Below are 17,410 nucleotides of genomic sequence, written 5' to 3'. Positions count from 1 at the left end.
TAAATATCAGTTGTTTAATTATTCTACTTTTACTATTCCATCAGCTGTTACAGTCACTGTATAACCATCGTCCCCAGGCCAAGTTGAAAGATATTCAGGTACCAAATGCGTTTTACCAATATCAGTTTTATTTGAAGGCACACTGTCATCCGTTATTATAAAACGATTGACTGCATCTTGAACTATTTGTTCATTTCTTTCTCTTGCGGCCTCCTCAGCCTCTGATTGATTACTCATAACCATCGGAATCGTAATCGTAATCGCCGCAATTATCCCCAAAATAACGACAACAACCAATAACTCAATCAGCGTTAACCTCTTCTGATTTTTCATCAAACTTTTTTGAATAAGTTTTCTAATCTTTCCTATCTCCTTAATTTTGTATTTTCGTTTAAGTCAAGTGCCAATATTTAGAATCAAGCCCTTACAACTAAAATAATGGTAAAAATACCCTTATATAGATCAATAAGAAATAAAAAAAGCCTCTTAATCTCTACAAAATTATTAGTAGATTTTTAAAAGGCCTGTTGCACCAGTTGCTCGATACAACTAAGGCGCTCACATAAAAAGTCGTATGTCCATGCATTCCATCTAAATACTCATTTCTTGTCTTTATTTTAAGATGATAGAGCCTAGGAGGTCAATAAAAATTCATCAACTTTCGACTTTATTCTACAAATGAATTCTCAAACTAAATAAATTTAATTTCATTTTCATCCATTAGGTTTAAAGACCTATATATGACGTATAACACAGTTAGCATTTTGTTGATCATTCCCGCTTAAGCGTTCATCGAAACATTAATTCTTTGGAAAGAGATCAAGATCTAACGGAATGAAAGTCATGCTATCACCTATTCACTACTGATATTGCACTTATGTTCTAATCAAACTCTTCCAGTATTCTCTTACTTTAGAAATAAAATATAGTGAACCACATATAATCAACACTTCATCTTTTTTTATTGCTTGTAACTCTTCGTTAAGAGCCTGCTCCCAGTCTTCGTTGTATCTCTTGCGAACTACTAGGGCTTGTGTCCAAAGGTCTACCGCTATTGCTGCACGTTCAAAGTCAAAACTCGTAAATGTAAAGGTAGCGTCTTGCTTGATAAAAGGTTGAAGTAGGATATTCATGTCTTTTTCCTTCGTTGCAGCTACTAGAAAACGATAGCGTTTCATTGGGTAATGTTGCTGAAGCGTTCTCGCTAACGCTTCCATGCCTTCTTTATTATGGGCGCCATCTAGGATCACAAGCGGTTCTTTTTGTATTCGTTCAAATCGACCAGGCCACGTTGTTGCATGTAGACCTTTTTCAATGTGTTCTGTTTCAACCTTGAATGTATTCACATTCTTTAAAACCTCTAAAGTACAGATCGCCACAGCCGCGTTTTCTCGTTGATGCGGCCCAGGCATTTGGATCGTGACATCAAAAGCCTCGTGACCGATTTGTTCATAGGTGAACACTTGTTTTTCTTCGCTTTTCGTAACGAGCGTTTCTTTGAACGCTTGTCTTAATTGATAGAGTGGAGCTTCTTTTTGTTTTGCTATATGTGTAATGGCTGCTTGTGCTTCATTTTGAGAAACGCCAGAAATAATAGGTATATTGGGCTTAATAATACCTGCTTTTTCAGTCGCAATTTCAGCAAGACTCGTTCCTAATATATGCATATGATCGAAGCCAATCGATGTAATGACTGAAAGCATCGGTGTAATGACATTAGTAGAATCTAATCGACCACCTAAGCCCACCTCAATTAGAACAATATCTGGCTTTGCTATATGTGCAAAGTAATCCAATGCAATCGTTGTAATGACCTCGAATTCTGTTGGGCTACCGATATCTGACTCCCATAATTCCTCGACTAATGGTTGAATGCGTGCGGCACATGAGATCAGAGCATTCTCTGGTATTGGGGTTCCATTTATGCAGATTCTGTCCTCAAACCATTCAAGCGAAGGGGACGTAAACGTTCCAACATTGTAACCAGCTTCTATTAAGACATGCTTTAAAAAGCTTACTGTAGAGCCTTTTCCATTTGTTCCGGCTATATGAATGGTTTTAAGCTTCTTTTCTGGATGCTCTAAACGCTGCAACATCCACTCCATCCGTTCTAAACCTGGTTTTATCCCAAATGGCAGCAATCCTTGTATCCACTCGATGACTTCTGCTCCATTTTTCATTGCGTACCTCCTGATCACCTACTCTATCTAGCTAATTATAATTTTATCTTAGAATCTTGTCGAAAGAAAGAGATTGTTCACCTTGATATCCTGTTAGAAAATACCAAGCACGAGAAAAGAGGTAAAAAATGAGCTCTAACCTCTTAAATCTGTTATTCTGTGCTATATTGATCGTATTCAGACCACAGCTACCCTTTGGGCTATCTCATCTTTCTCATTTTCTTTAATTAATGTGAGGTAGCGTCTAATATAATCGTCGTTTCCCCATCAACGGCTTCTTTAGTGTACACCGTCATCCATTCTCTTAAATCAATTTATTTGTTAGCTCACTCTCACTTTATACAAACACCCGTGTCCATATAATTTCATACATTCTCGTATTGCAGATTCTTCCTTATTAATAATTGTTGTCCAAGCTCCGCCATAGCAGATATCTCCAACAAAGCAGGTCTTTACCCACTTATAACATAGAGTGATCATAATTAGTCTTTAGTTGCGTAAATTGGAAATTTTTATTTTATTTCCATAAAAAGAGACCCTACTTCTCGGTAAGGTCTCTTCTCCTATATGAAGTCTTCTTTTTAGCAACTTCGAATCGTAATTCAGCAGCTTTTTATTAATTCGTCAACTTTTGGACTTTTTCTGGCAACTTCAGCGTTTTTTTTAGCAACTTATCACTCAGCACTGATTTATCCACAGGTTTATGACTTCAGCTCCGCGATCCGTTCTTGTACCGTTTCACGTTTCGAAATATAATCTGCTTGCTTCGCTTTTTCTTCTTCGATCACGTTTTCAGGAGCCTTTGCAATGAAGCCTTTGTTACCTAGTTTCTTGTCTACGCGCTCTACTTCTTTATTAAGCTTCTCAAGCTCTTTTTCAAGGCGAGCTATTTCAGCATCAAGGTCAAGTAGACCGGCTAATGGGAGGAATAACTCCACACCGGATAAAACTTGTGACATCGATTTTTCTGGTGTCGCCACATCTTTAGCAATCGTTAGCTTACTTGGATTACAAAATTTTTCAATATAGCTTTGTCCACGAGTTAATTTGGATAGAACTTTATCGTCTTTTGCTCGAACTAAAAGCTCGATTTGCTTGCTCATCGGAACATTCAACTCCGCTCTTGTATTACGAACAGAACGAATAATATCTTTTAAGATCTCCATATCTTCGACAGCATCTCCGAAGATCAGCTCTTCTTTCTTCTCTGGCCATGCTGCTACAGTAATTGATTCGCCTTTATGCGGCAAATGCTGCCAAATTTCCTCGGTAATAAACGGCATCATTGGGTGAAGAAGGCGCATCGTCTGGTCAAGTACGTAAGCTAGGACAGATCTTGTCATTTTCTTTGCCGCTTCGTCTTCGCCGTATAATGGTAGTTTCGCCATTTCAATGTACCAATCACAGAGATCATCCCAAATGAAGTTGTAAAGCACTCGTCCAACTTCACCAAACTCATAGGCGTCAATTAAGCGCGTCACATCAGCGATTGTTTCCTGAAGACGGGTTAAGATCCACTTGTCGGCAATCGTCTTTTCACCTGTTAAATCAATTTCCTCGTATGTTAAGCCTTCCATGTTCATTAAAGCAAAACGAGAGGCATTCCAGATCTTATTTCCGAAATTCCAAGTTGATTCGACTTTTCCCCAGTAAAAGCGCAGGTCATTTCCCGGGGAACTGCCGGTAGATAAGAAGAATCGCAATGAATCTGCTCCATATTTGTCGATAACATCCATTGGATCCACGCCGTTACCAAGCGATTTGCTCATTTTCCTACCTTCTGAATCACGAACGAGACCATGAATCAGCACGTCATCAAACGGTCTTTTCCCTGTGAACTCGAGTCCTTGGAATATCATGCGAGATACCCAGAAGAAAATAATGTCGTACCCAGTTACGAGAACATTCGTTGAATAGAAGCGCTCGTAATCTGATGAAGATTCATCTGGCCAACCCATTGTTGAAAACGGCCAAAGCGCTGAACTGAACCAAGTATCTAGAACATCGTTATCTTGGTTCCAATTTTCTGCGTCTTCTGGAGCTTCGTGACCAACATAAACTTCCCCCGTTTCCTTATGGTACCAAGCTGGAATTCGGTGTCCCCACCATAATTGTCTGGAAATACACCAGTCTCTAATGTTTTCCATCCAACGTAAATACGTTTTTTCAAAGCGGTCTGGGACGAAGTTAACCTTTTCTTCTGATTTTTGTAGATCAATCGCTTGATCAGCTAGTGGCTGCATTTTGACAAACCATTGTGTAGAAAGATACGGTTCCACAACTGCCCCACTTCGTTCAGAGTGACCGACTGAATGCATATGATCTTCAATTTCGAAAAGAACACCGGCATCTTGTAGGTCTTTTACAATCTGCTTACGACATTCAAAACGATCCATTCCGTTGTATTTGCCTGCTTTGTCATTCATTGTTCCGTCTTCGTTCATAACGAGAATACGAGTTAGATTGTGACGATTTCCAATTTCAAAGTCATTGGGATCATGAGCTGGTGTAATTTTCACAGCACCAGAACCAAATTCGATATCGACATAGTCATCGGCAACGATTGGAATTTCTCGGCCTGTGATTGGAAGAGTGACTGTTTTACCAATTAAATGCTTGTAGCGCTCATCTTCTGGGTGAACGGCAACGGCTGTATCACCGAGCATTGTTTCTGGACGTGTCGTCGCAACTTCTATCTGACCGCTACCATCTGTTAAAGGGTAATTCATATGATAGAACGCACCTTGAACATCTTGATAGATTACTTCAATATCAGAAAGCGCTGTTTTCGTTTGCGGATCCCAGTTAATGATGTATTCACCGCGATAAATTAACCCTTTTTCATAAAGCTTAACAAATACTTCTCGAACCGCTTTCGACAAGCCTTCATCTAATGTGAAACGCTCACGTGAGTAATCAAGAGAAAGACCCATTTTCGACCATTGGTTACGAATGAACGATGCATATTCTTCTTTCCATTCCCATGATTTTTCGATGAATTTTTCTCGTCCTAGATCATAGCGGCTTAAGCCCTCTTCTTTTAACTTGCCTTCTACTTTAGCTTGCGTCGCAATGCCCGCATGGTCCATACCTGGTAACCATAGGGTATCGTACCCTTGCATCCGTTTCACACGAGCTAAAATATCTTGAAGCGTCGTATCCCAAGCATGACCTAAGTGTAGTTTCCCTGTTACATTTGGCGGTGGAATCACAATCGAATAGGGTTGTTTTGCTTCATCCCCTTTTGCTTCAAAAAATTTTCCTTCTAACCAGTAGGAATACCATTTGGCTTCGGTTTCCTGTGGATTGTATTTCGTTGGCATTGTTGTTTGTTGTTGATCACTCATTGTTAGGTCCTCCTTAAAATATAAAAAAACCCCCTCCATCCAAAGGACGAAGAGAGTTACTTTCGCGGTACCACCTTTGTTTGCAACACAAATAAAAACCATGTTACACACTCAAACTGATAACGGTCAGTTGTCCGGCTAAGCTTACTAAAGTCATAGACCATTCAGCAAAGCAGCTCCTAGGTGACATTCAAATCGTACATCTTAAGAAATCTTTCAGCTATTGATTTCTCTCTCTTAAAGGTTCCGATTTTACTCTTCCTATTCTATGCATTCGTTTATTGTGGTTTTATTCTACTCCGAATCGGGTTCATTCGTCAATAAGAGCATGACCGATTTTTGATATTTATATACGTTATTCATTTTAAATAAACAGATACCTAAGAGCTTGCACAACAAGTAGGTTCTTAACATACGTTATAAGAGAATAGTTTTAAAGAAAGAGGAGGTGCTCTGATGAAACGTCGCTTCCGTCGTTTTTACAATCCTTATCACCGTCCAAGTTGGTGGTTGCGTATTAAGGCCGTGTTCGGTCAAATCTTACTTCCCCTCATTTGTTTTCAGTTATTACGTACTCTTTTATTACCAACTACGTTTGATGTCATCTTACTAACGATCATGATCGTGCTGTATCTTTCGATTAGTCTTCGCCTTTTATAATAAAAAAAACGCCCTCTTTCAATAGAAAGAGAACGCTACTGTTGTGTTTGTGCTTGTTCAGGATCTGGCACAATAATCAGTTTTTGCGTCAGTCGCTGCACTCTGCGCATTGACGTTAAGCGTTTTTCAAGTCTTTGGACATGCTCATACTCTCTCATCGTTCCCTTGTTTGCGAGGTAAGCATCAACCGCGAAGCCAATTGGCTCTGGGAAATTTAAATAAGCACAGATTAGGTGCTTTTCTTCCTCTAGAAGCGGAAGATGTCGTTCATAACTATTAAACCATTGCAGTACTTCTTCTTCTACCCAATACGCATGACGGAAGCTGTATCGACAAAAACTGGCGATATCTCTTGAAGGTGTGTCTAAACCTGCTCTTTCAAAGTTTAACAGCAATGGTTCGTTATCTCGAGTAAAACAAGTATGAGAGCGGTTCAAACGACCGTGACAAAGCACAGTTCGGTATTTTTTCTTTTCCAAGCAAAGTTCATACCACTTTATCAAATGGTGTTTTGCAGTTTCTGCCATTTGATCTAGCATATGGGCATGGGTGATAAATGTTAGTTCAAAAGGTGACATATATGTTTTCTGTTCTGCTTGGTCGGCAAAACGATTCAATTCAAGCCTGCGCATTTCCCAACGACGAAGAAGTTGTTGATACGATTCCTCGACATTTTCCTTCACAAAGGATTGGGTTTTAACCGTAAGTCGATGGATCACTCCGAGCTGCGAGGCAAGCTTTTGTTCTTGTGATTCTCTTGCTGTGTATTCTAGGGGCTCGATCCACGGCATGAGATAATACGTATGGGTACCGGTGTGGATCGTATATTCTCCGTACTTCGTTGGTAGAATCGGAACCGCTTGTTTATAGCCTAGTTTTGTTAATCTCCGTAACGCATGGATAAAGCCGTCTGAGTGCTCCTTCGTCATCGTTGTTTCTTTTAACGCAAACACGCCTTGGTTTGTCGTTACTTTTTTTACTTTCCCGCGGTCTTCAATCGATTGTGGATACAAATCATAGTAAAAAAGCACAGAATCATAGGGTGATTGAGTTTGCATCATAGGGTAACCACCTTCTTTTTCTTATCAATTAATGCACTCATTTCTTGAACAAGTGCTTTGGAATGCTCCCATTCTTTTGAAACGAGATCTATAGTTTCCGTTAGTTGAGTGTTTGTTGGATCCTCAGCTAAAACTTGAACAAGATGATCAAGTTCGTATGGCTTCACACATTCTGCTAAAAGAAGAATTGATTGCTCTCTAGTCATGGATTCATTTTCTAACAGTTCAGATAGCATTTGATGTAACGAATCTTTTCCAAATCGATCTAGACAGTTTACAAGAAAAGAACGCATTGAATAATAACCGCGTTCTGGATAGTCCATTGACCCAAACCAAATAAAAACTTGGTGAATCATTTTCGCTTGATCGCTTGATGTCACCGGATCGAGTAAAGGGAACGGTACACCTTTCAAACCCGCTTCTAAAGCCTTTGCCTTTGTCAATCTAACTTCTGACTCCTTTAACATAGATTGAATGAGTGATTGTTGTTCTTCCTTAAATGAAGGCAGATACTCTTGAACTTGTTGAAAGAGTGGCTCTTTCAATTCGGTTGGTTGGACGTTTCCATTTGCTCGAATGCCGTAATCAATCATGGTCCCAATCATGCGGCCAATCTTTTTCTCCGAAGGATTAGGACGGAAGCTTGAGTCCACTTCATCATGAACCGTGACCCAACCATCCTTCCATTCGATCTGAGCCTCTTGATCCTTGTTTCTAATCATTCTGTCGGCTATCATATATGGCGTGACACTGCAACTGTCACGCCATGCTATATGCCAATCAAGAAGCGCTTTATCTGACCAGTAGCGCAACCTTTTTCGCCCTAACTCAGTTTCAATTAATGCTTCGTTGACAAACTTCACTTTTTGCCACTGATACTGTCCCTTGAGCCAATCCAACAATTCCATAAGAGCTCTCCTTTTTAAGATTCAACCTTAACAGGTATATAAAGGATTTGACCTTCTTCTACTTGCTCCCCTTGCAAGTTATTCATCCTTACTAGTTGACTCGTGCTGATTTTATACCTGTCGGCAATCGTATCTAAAGATTCATTTTCTTGAATAATACACATTCTCCATTTCGAAAATCTCTCTTCTCCTTTTGATAACATCTTCGTTAAGTAAAGTGCATTTTCTTCTCGAGGTGTCAGCGGCTTTGAATCAGCTTCTTCAGAATCAATTTTTTCTTTTACAACAGCTGGAGTTGCCATTTGTTTTAAAGGAGCTATATTAATTTTGGTTTCCTGCTTAGCCAGTGGAATTTCTCTAACCTCTTCGGGAACATCTTCGACTGCTTCAAGGTCGTCCTCAACGTCCTCGACCTCCTCAACCTCTTCTGCTTCCTCTTGTTCTTCTGCTTCGGCTCTTATTTCTTCAAGCTCTTCTGTTTCTACTGATTCCTCAAATGTGTCATCATAAGGCGACTCATTCGTTGGCAATGTTGGTTCCTCCTGTTCTGGTTGAGTGAATCTTGATGAAGGAGATGTTACCGCCTCTGATTTCGGTTCTTCCACCGGCATAGCTGGTGGTTGTTGAGGAGGCAAGTCTCTAGAAAAAGGCTGGTAATTTGTCTTCGATCTTTGAAATGGAATCGGTGTTGGTTCATGTAACCGTGTAGATGCTGGTGCTTCCGGTTCTGAACGTTTTCTTGCTTCAAATGAAAACGCGGTTGGCACCGATTCAAGTTTATTTGGTGCTTCTTCTGCTTTTTCTACTTTTTCTTTTTTTTCAACTCGTTTATCAGGTTGGTCAATCTGTTGTGTCATACCACTAATGCTGATATCAGCGGTTAATTGGATACAACTTTTTTCTGGTAGATCGTAATCAAATGACTCTACTTGCACATACACATCATCTAAATTCTGAATGCGACTAATTGGAATCGTCACATCAATTGGAAAGAAATGTTTGATCTCACCTGTTCCATCTGAAGAAACCTTAATATCCTCAGCTGAGCGAAAAGAAACTAGCTCTTCTAATGAACCACTATTTACATCAACTGCTGTATCGTTACCGGAAGAACGGTATTCTCCAACGAGACGTAAACCACCCTTGATATAAACATGATGATCTTTTTCTTCAATCACAATTTCTGGCTCTAAGGACATTCCAAGAATCTCCTCTACCTCTTGACCTTTATTTAACCAAACCGATTCCTCAATCGAAAATGATAACTTAGACGGGTGTTCTTGTGTCACGTTGCATTCCTCCTCATTATAATCTCTAACTTCTGCTACGTTCATAGTCAGTACAATATCACTCTATGACAAGTTGTTTGGAAATATGCTAGTGGAAGAAAAAAAGCAAAGATTTTTCTAATAAGCTTCCATTACTTTTATGGGGATCAGCTTGCTCTATATTTGTTTGGCTTCACTATAAAAACGATAAGGTTTTCTAGCTCGATGATCGATGGGAATTTACAATACGCTTTTTACATTGAAAGTTTCGCTGATACCATATTTAAAACCGCAATTTATGCCTATTCACTGTTATATTCAAAAATTCGTAATGAAAATCTCAACACCACCTTGAAGGGTTGCCGCCCGATCCGATAAAGTGCTTACATAGCTGCCGTTAAACGACTAGGCTCCAGCACTGTCAAAATCAGCTAAACTATATTTTTCACATCAAAAAAAGCCTGGTATGAGTAAAATCACTCATACCAGGCAACTATTTATTATTTCAACTTTGAAAACGCAACTTCAGCTGCAGCAATTGTTTGGTCGATATGCTCTTCTGTATGCTTTGTTGATAAAAACATTCCCTCAAATTGAGATGGTGGAAGGGAGATGCCTTGGTTGAGCATTTCTTGGAAGTAACGTGTGAAGAAATCCAAATTCGCTGTCGATGCTTTTTCAAAGTTTATGACTTTTTCATCTGTAAAGAAAAAGCCTACCATTGACCCTGCACGATTAATCGAATGAGGAACTTCATATTTAGTTGCTGCTTCGGAAAGCCCCATTGCAAGACGCTCTGCTAGTACTTCAAAGCGCTCATAATCAGCTGGTGTTAACTGTGATAGCGTTTCATAGCCAGCTGTCATCGCAAGTGGGTTTCCAGAAAGGGTTCCAGCTTGATAAATCGGTCCAGCTGGGGCAATTTGCTCCATGATTTCACGCTTACCACCATATGCGCCAACCGGTAAGCCTCCACCGATTACTTTTCCTAAACAAGTAAGGTCAGGTGTCACACCAAACTTCCCTTGTGCACAGTTATAGCCCACGCGGAAACCCGTCATGACTTCATCAAAGATTAGGAGCGTTCCGTTTTCTTCCGTGATTCGTCTTAACTCTTCAAGGAATCCTGACTCAGGTGGAACAACACCCATGTTTCCAGCTACTGGCTCAACAATTACACCAGCAAGGTCATCTCCAAAATTTTCAAAAGCATACCGTACACTTTCTATGTCATTGTAAGGTACGGTTAAAGTGTTTTGAGCGATTGATTCCGGTACACCAGGACTATCCGGCAGTCCGAGTGTTGCCACTCCAGATCCTGCTTTAATGAGCAGTGAATCTCCGTGCCCGTGATAACAACCGACAAATTTTAAGATTTTGTTGCGGCCGGTATAGCCTCTTGCTAATCTAAGTGCACTCATTGTTGCTTCTGTACCCGAGTTAACCATGCGAACCACTTCGATAGACGGTACGCGCTCAATGACAAGTTCCGCTAGTTTCGTTTCGAGTTCACTTGGTGCACCAAAGCTTGTTCCTTTTTCAGCCGTTTCTTTTATAGCGGCAATCACCTGTTCATCGGCATGTCCCAGAATAAGAGGACCCCATGACAATACATAATCTATGTATTTGTTGCCATCAATGTCATAGATGTTTGCGCCTTCTCCGCGCTCCATGAAGACAGGATCCATTTTCACAGATTTAAATGCACGAACCGGGCTATTTACACCACCTGGCATTAATGGTTTAGCTTTTGAAAATGCTTCTTGTGATTTCGTATATGACCTCATTTGATTTGCTCCCTTCTTACTCGTTTTCTTGTAACCAACGCACAACATCTTTTGCGTGATATGTTAAAATCAAATCAGCACCAGCACGTTTCATACTTGTCAACTTTTCAAGGACAATTTCTTTTTCATTGATCCATCCATTTTGACTAGCTGCTTTCACCATTGAATACTCACCACTTACATTGTAAGCCACAATCGGAAATCCTGAGAAATCTTTCACTTCACGAATGACATCTAAATAGGATAGTGCCGGTTTAACAATTAAGAAATCAGCGCCTTCTTCCATATCTGATTCCGCTTCACGTAATGCTTCCAAGCGATTGGCCGGGTCCATTTGATACGTTTTTCGATCACCGAACTTCGGTGAGCTATGAGCCGCATCTCTGAAAGGACCGTAAAAGGCAGAAGAGAATTTAACGGCATAAGACATGATTGGAACATCGATAAAGCCAGCTTCATCTAATCCGTGACGAATCGCTGCAACAAAACCATCCATCATATTAGATGGAGCAATGATATCTGCTCCAGCTTCAGCTTGTGAAACAGCTGTTTTCGCAAGCAAGTTTAATGTCGGATCATTTAACACTTTGCCGTCTTCAATAACGCCGCAATGGCCATGATCAGTAAATTGGCATAAACATGTATCGGCGATAACCGTTAAGTCCGGGTGATTAGCTTTAATTTGACGAATCGCTTTTTGAACAATGCCATGGTCATGGAAAGCAGAAGATCCTATATCATCTTTTGAATCAGGAACACCAAATACGATAATCGCTGGAATACCTAACGAAACCACTTCATCTACCTCTGCGTCAAGTAAATCCATTGATAAATGAAAAACGTCTGGCATTGAAGGAACTTCATTTTTTACATTAGTTCCTTCTACTACGAAAATCGGGTAGATAAGATCTTCAGGGTGTAGGTACGTTTCACGAACCATTTTTCGAATGCTTGCTGTACCACGAAGTCTACGATGACGACGAAATTGTAAATCTTTCACTATTCATTCTCCTTTGAATCCAGAATTAGTTGTTCTACTAAATGCTCAACCGTATATGTAGATGGCATGAGATCAACAGTAAGCCCATATTTTTCAGCAGTACGAGCTGCAATAGGACCGATACAAGCAATTTTTGCCTGTACGTTGATTCCTTTTTCTTGAATGATTTCCATAAAATGGTGAACTGTTGAAGAACTTGTAAATGTAATATAATCAAGCGTACCTAAGCTTGTGATCACCTGTTCGAGCTTGTCCTTTGCTTCAGGGGGGTGAACCGTTTCATAGACAGACAAATCATCAACAACGGCACCAACCTCCGTTAGTCCATCTATCAATTCTTTTCTTCCTAGATTGCCTCTTGCAACAAGAACTCGATCTCCTCTTACAACCTGCTTTGCTAAAGCCTCTACTAGCCCTTCTGCCACGAAATGATCTGGCAATAAATCAGCCTTCAACTGATAATACTCTAGCATTTGTTCGGTTTTCGTTCCAACTACAGCAATTTTAAGAGCTCCTTGTTGTATATGCTGCCGAATCTTTTTTAGTTCTTCTATAAAAAAACGAACCCCATTTGCACTTGTAAATATCAGCCACTGGTAGGATTTTAAATTATGTATAACGCTTTCCAAGTCTTGAGAGGAAACAGCTTGAAAAGCAATAAGCGGAACTTCAATCGCTGTTCCGCCTTGCTTGCTAATCAAAAAGGATAAATCTTGAGCTTGTTCCTTTGCTCGTGTAACGAGAATCGTTTTACCAGCTAAAGGATTTTTACTCATCCTTGATCAAGCTCTTTCTTTACTTTATCTAAAATTTCCTTTGCCCCTTGGTCAAGTAGGAGCTGAGAAGCCTTTTCTCCAATTTCAACAGGATCATCGCCTTTTACCGTCTCCTTAATTAATACCTTTCCGTCTGGGGAGCCGACAAGTGCCGTTAATTCTATTTGGTTCTGATCATTTACAACCGCATACCCGGCAATTGGAACTTGGCAGCCACCTTCCATGCGGTTTAAGAAGGTGCGCTCCGCTGTAACTGTACGAGCTGTAACATCATCATTTAAATGCTGAAGGAGCTCGATAAGATCCATGTCATCCGCACGACACTCTAGCCCAAGTGCGCCTTGTCCAACAGCCGGTACACACATATCAGGATCTAAGTATTCCGTTATTAAGTCTTCTGGAAAACCGAGACGACGTATACCAGCAGTTGCTAAGATGATCGCATCAAACCCTTCTTCCTTTAACTTACGAAGTCTTGTCTCTACATTACCGCGGATCCATTGCACTTCAAGATCAGGACGTTCCGCTAAAATTTGAGCAGAGCGTCTTAAACTACTTGTGCCAATTATAGAACCAGCTGGGAGATCCGCTAACTTCACGTGATTATTTGAGATGAGAGCATCTCTTGGGTCTTCACGCTCTGTAATAGCTGCTAGCTTAAAGTTTTCTTGTAACACAGAAGGTACGTCTTTCATACTATGAACAGCCAAATCAATCTCACCATCGATAAGTGCTTGCTCAATTTCCTTTACAAACAAGCCTTTACCGCCTACTTTTGAAAGCGTGACATCGAGAATTTTATCTCCTTTTGTCACTATTTTTTTCACTTCAAATTCATATGGAAGTCCTGTTTTCTTTAACTGTTCGATTACCCAGTCCGTTTGAACGAGAGCAAGATTACTTTTTCTTGATCCAATAACAATTTTACGCATAACTTCCTCCAATTAACTCACTTTTCTACTATTATTTAACTTAACAAAAAACTCATTTATTACCTTTTTTGTTAAACTCGAAGCAATGAGCGAACTATTACTATACTTTCTCACATTATAATTATACCTTTGTCTCAAGCTAATACCAAAAATGAAAGGACGAATATAGTCCTGATAAAAAATAGTTAATCAATAAAACGAGAAAACCAGCTATACCAAGTAAAGCCATATTGTAGCCCCTAACCAATTTGACCACTCTTTGATAAATATAATACGCATAGATTCCTAATACAACTAAAGAACTAATTACTTTTGTATCAAAAAGTGGGACATAGCTAAGTTGACTATACGCCCATATAAAACCAAGAATTAAACCAATTAGTAAAAAAGGCCATGCAATCATCACCGCTCCAAAAGAGAGAGAATCCAACTTTGATAAAGCCCCAAATCTCAGCAATCGTTTCCCCCATAGTTTCCTTTTTAACATTTGATGTTGAATAAAATACATAGTTTGACAAGCAAACGACAAAGTGAAAGCTGCATATGAGAGTAAAATAAACGTGATGTGGATGACGAGGAGCTCTGAAGCAAGTAAAGCTGAAAGTGACTCTGGTACATCACCATCAGGGGTAAATAAGCTAAAAGCCATCATACTAAATCCAATAATATTTGTGAACAACACGAGAAAATCCACTCGAAAAAACCAGTTAATTACAAGCGATAAAGTAACGACTAGCCAAGCATAAAAGAACATCCCTTCAAAAGGGGTTAAAAGCGGCAATCGATCTAATTCAGATGCCCGGATAATAAAAAAAACCGTTTGTAGTACCCAAACAATAGAAAGCAACCAGAAAGCCAATCGATTGACTTTCCGGTTGTTTTGTAAAAAATCAATAAAGTAGCCAAGCAAACTCATACTATATAAAACAATAGTAATAGGATAAATCCAATTCATTCGTTCGTCCCTTCTTTCTTAAGAACGGACAACAGCTTCACGTTGTCTAGACACCTTTACAAGTTCTTGTTTCTGATTCTCCCATTGCTTCTCTGCTTCCTCAATACGAACTTGCTTTTCTTGAACCGCAAGTTCATCTTCTAGTGCAAAGATTTTCGTAAATAATTCAAGTGTTGCAGCCGAATCGGACTCTCCTGCAAGCTCCTTCACCTTTGTAACGGGATCTCGTAAAAGTTGGTTGACAATGCTTTTTGTATGCTTATTTAACACTTTTCTTTCGCGATCCGTTAAGTGCGGAAGCTTACGCTCAAGGCTCTCCATCGTTTCAGCTTGAACAGCAAGAGCTTTTGTACGTAATGCTGTAATAATCGGAACTACACCAAGCGTATTTAACCATTGCTTGAATTCATCGATTTCCGCTTCGACCATGATTTCGATCTTTTCAGCTTCGCGCTTACGCTCAGCTAAATTAGCTTCGACGATATTTTGTAGGTCATCAATGTCATATAAGTAGACCTCATCAAACTCTGCTAGCGCCGGATCTAAATCACGTGGAACCGCGATATCCACCATGAAAAGTGGACGACCTTTTCGTTTTTTCATCGAACCAGCTAACGTCTCTTTCGTGATAACAAAGTCACGGGCACCAGTCGAACTAATGACGACATCTGCCTCAGCTAATGTGCGTTGCAATTCTTCCATCGGTCTCGCTTGTCCAAGGAAACGTGCTGCTAGTTCAATTGCTTTTGCTTCAGTACGATTAATAACCGTAATTTGTTCGGCACCATTTGAATGAAGGTGCTTAGCTGTTAGTTCACTCATCTTCCCAGCACCTAAGATGACAACATGCTTACCTGAAAAGTCACCAAAGATATTCTTGCCAAGTTCCACCGCAGCATAACTAACTGAAACCGCATGTGAACCAATTTCCGTTCCTGTGTGTGCCTTTTTCGCTAATGTGACAGCTTGCTTGAATAATTGATTAAAGATCGTACCTGTCGCCCCGTGCTCTTGTGCAAGTAAGAAACTGTCTTTTACTTGACCTAGAATTTGAGTTTCACCTAACACCATCGAATCCAAACCACAGGAAACACGGAATAAATGCTCAATCGCATGATGATCTTCTCGTATATCTAAATAAGCAATAAAGTCTTCCTTATCCAAATCAAACCATTCAGCTAAGAACGTCTTTGTGAAGTGGCGACCTGTGTGTATTTGGTCGGCAACTACATAGACTTCTGTGCGATTACATGTCGATAAGATCGTACACTCAAGTATACTTTTCATATTCCGCAATTTTGCTAATGCCATTGGAAGTTCGGCTTCTTGGAACGCAAACTTCTCTCTCATCTCGACAGGAGCTGTTTTATAGTTAAATCCGACAACAAGAATATGCATCCTGACGTTCACCCCCAAATTTAATATCCACACAAATTCTCTATCTAATGTTCATAATATCTTATCTATTCTTCGTCCAAATCACTCATACTGGACTGACCTCTACCATTATAACATAGCTACATTATAACATGTCTAATGTAGCACGCAAAAAAAAATTGTGAACAGATCATGAAGCTATGCTATCATGTTGTTATTGTTTAATCAATTTGGTTCTTTAGCCATTTGCTTCCTTTATACTGATATTTTATCTTAACCAAAGATCATTCTATGTATGAAAAATTGACCGAAAGGAGAAATTGAATGAAGACACAGCGTATTTTCCCAGGCGTTCTCTTGATTGGAGTCGGCTGTTATTACTTACTTCAGCAATTTTCTATTCCTTTTAATCAACAACTTCTCACCTGGCCCTCTTTGCTGTTCGTGATTGGAATTGCTTTTTTACTTCAAGCTTATTTCGGTAAAGAAGCTTCGATGATTTTTCCAGGGGTTTTATTGACTGGCCTTGCGATTCACTTTCACCTGGACACTATCGTTCACTGGTGGCCCAGTCATTGGGGTATTTACACCTTAATTGTTGGTGTTTCTTTTTTATTTTCGTATGTGAAATCAAAAAAAGAAGGGCTCTTACCAGCCGTTATTCTCTTAGGTTTATCTTTATTTAGTTTTACTTCTGTTAATCCGTTTCTATGGTTGCAAGAGGGATTTTCATTCGTAAGCTCCCTGTGGCCGATTTTTTTAATTGGGGTAGGGTTACTTTTACTTTTTAGAAGGAAATAAGGTGGTCAGTTAATCCCTGTTGAAGGTGACTTTCTATTTTGCAAGTCATTTTTGATGTTTTTATACATGTATTAATTATTGAAACAGTACCTAATTTTGGGATTCAACTCTTCTATCTCATTCAATTTTATCGGGTCTTTGGATCGACGAACATGGTTTCTTTTCCGGCAACTTCAGCGCTGATTCCGGCAACTTGCTCCTGTTTTTCGGCAACTTCCTACTCCTTTTCGGCAACTTCCTCCACTTTTCCGGCAACCTCTATTTTCTGTCTATTCCTCTCCCTCTCCCCTATTGGTGGGGCTGGGGCTCTCGAACACATAAAAAATGGCTGAATTAGTCATGACAACTAACCCAACCA

At 39.8% G+C, this 17,410-nt stretch carries 14 protein-coding genes and 1 other annotated feature; of the genes, 2 read left to right on the top strand and 12 right to left on the bottom strand.

Going from position 1 to position 17,410, the window contains the following annotated elements:
- Window positions 1–18 precede the first annotated feature (18 nt).
- The 3 genes from LDX58_RS26415 to LDX58_RS10070 form a co-directional block, all read right to left on the bottom strand.
- Window positions 19–333, bottom strand: coding sequence for a type II secretion system protein (locus LDX58_RS26415; RefSeq protein WP_308017491.1), 315 nt, complete (start codon window positions 331–333; stop codon window positions 19–21).
- A 542-nt stretch (window positions 334–875) separates the two neighbouring features.
- A complete protein-coding gene (locus LDX58_RS10075; RefSeq protein WP_227936707.1) occupies window positions 876–2,180 on the bottom strand; it encodes a bifunctional folylpolyglutamate synthase/dihydrofolate synthase in 1,305 nt (434 codons plus the stop codon).
- A 701-nt stretch (window positions 2,181–2,881) separates the two neighbouring features.
- Window positions 2,882–5,527 carry a valine--tRNA ligase gene (locus LDX58_RS10070; RefSeq protein ID WP_227936706.1) on the bottom strand — a complete coding sequence of 882 codons (2,646 nt, stop codon included), beginning with the start codon at window positions 5,525–5,527 and terminating at the stop codon, window positions 2,882–2,884.
- Between the two features lie 39 nt (window positions 5,528–5,566).
- Window positions 5,567–5,805, bottom strand: a binding site (T-box leader).
- A 178-nt stretch (window positions 5,806–5,983) separates the two neighbouring features.
- On the opposite strand from LDX58_RS10070, the gene LDX58_RS10065 reads away from it, so the two are divergent.
- Window positions 5,984–6,187 (top strand): YszA family small membrane protein, encoded by a 204-nt coding sequence (locus tag LDX58_RS10065; protein ID WP_227936705.1) that lies wholly within the window; start codon window positions 5,984–5,986, stop codon window positions 6,185–6,187.
- A gap of 35 nt (window positions 6,188–6,222) precedes the next feature.
- On the opposite strand, the gene ysxE is transcribed toward LDX58_RS10065, so the two are convergent.
- From ysxE to hemA, 9 genes are all read right to left on the bottom strand, one after another.
- Window positions 6,223–7,248 carry a spore coat protein YsxE gene (gene ysxE / locus LDX58_RS10060; RefSeq protein ID WP_227936704.1) on the bottom strand — a complete coding sequence of 342 codons (1,026 nt, stop codon included), beginning with the start codon at window positions 7,246–7,248 and terminating at the stop codon, window positions 6,223–6,225.
- Window positions 7,245–8,156, bottom strand: coding sequence for a hypothetical protein (locus tag LDX58_RS10055; protein ID WP_227936702.1), 912 nt, complete (start codon window positions 8,154–8,156; stop codon window positions 7,245–7,247). The genes ysxE and LDX58_RS10055 overlap by 4 nt, the downstream gene beginning before the upstream one ends.
- A gap of 14 nt (window positions 8,157–8,170) precedes the next feature.
- Window positions 8,171–9,445, bottom strand: coding sequence for a stage VI sporulation protein D (gene spoVID, locus LDX58_RS10050; RefSeq protein ID WP_227936701.1), 1,275 nt, complete (start codon window positions 9,443–9,445; stop codon window positions 8,171–8,173).
- A 479-nt stretch (window positions 9,446–9,924) separates the two neighbouring features.
- Window positions 9,925–11,211: a glutamate-1-semialdehyde 2,1-aminomutase gene (gene hemL / locus LDX58_RS10045; RefSeq protein ID WP_227936700.1), complete on the bottom strand. Its 1,287-nt coding sequence runs from the start codon at window positions 11,209–11,211 to the stop codon at window positions 9,925–9,927.
- A gap of 16 nt (window positions 11,212–11,227) precedes the next feature.
- Complete coding sequence (gene hemB / locus LDX58_RS10040) at window positions 11,228–12,211, bottom strand: porphobilinogen synthase (RefSeq protein WP_227936699.1); 984 nt, start codon at window positions 12,209–12,211, stop codon at window positions 11,228–11,230.
- The gene (locus LDX58_RS10035) at window positions 12,211–12,987 is read right to left on the bottom strand and encodes a uroporphyrinogen-III synthase (RefSeq protein ID WP_227936698.1); all 777 of its coding nucleotides are present in this window, start codon (window positions 12,985–12,987) and stop codon (window positions 12,211–12,213) included. Before LDX58_RS10035 ends, hemB begins: the two co-directional genes overlap by 1 nt.
- Window positions 12,984–13,919 carry a hydroxymethylbilane synthase gene (gene hemC, locus LDX58_RS10030; RefSeq protein ID WP_227936697.1) on the bottom strand — a complete coding sequence of 312 codons (936 nt, stop codon included), beginning with the start codon at window positions 13,917–13,919 and terminating at the stop codon, window positions 12,984–12,986. Before hemC ends, LDX58_RS10035 begins: the two co-directional genes overlap by 4 nt.
- 139 nt (window positions 13,920–14,058) lie before the next feature.
- Entirely contained in the window at window positions 14,059–14,874 is an 816-nt protein-coding gene (locus LDX58_RS10025) for a cytochrome C assembly family protein (RefSeq protein ID WP_227936696.1), read from the bottom strand.
- Between the two features lie 18 nt (window positions 14,875–14,892).
- Window positions 14,893–16,272 carry a glutamyl-tRNA reductase gene (hemA, locus tag LDX58_RS10020; protein WP_227936695.1) on the bottom strand — a complete coding sequence of 460 codons (1,380 nt, stop codon included), beginning with the start codon at window positions 16,270–16,272 and terminating at the stop codon, window positions 14,893–14,895.
- A gap of 303 nt (window positions 16,273–16,575) precedes the next feature.
- On the opposite strand from hemA, the gene LDX58_RS10015 reads away from it, so the two are divergent.
- Window positions 16,576–17,052 carry a LiaI-LiaF-like domain-containing protein gene (locus LDX58_RS10015; protein ID WP_227936694.1) on the top strand — a complete coding sequence of 159 codons (477 nt, stop codon included), beginning with the start codon at window positions 16,576–16,578 and terminating at the stop codon, window positions 17,050–17,052.
- Window positions 17,053–17,410: the final 358 nt, after the last annotated feature.

Source organism: Alkalihalobacillus deserti (genome assembly GCF_020734105.1).
In the GTDB taxonomy this organism is placed as follows: domain Bacteria; phylum Bacillota; class Bacilli; order Bacillales; family Bacillaceae_D; genus Halalkalibacter; species Halalkalibacter deserti.
The sequence above is the reverse complement of the archived record's forward strand: the minus strand, read 5'-3'. Positions and strand labels throughout refer to the sequence as shown.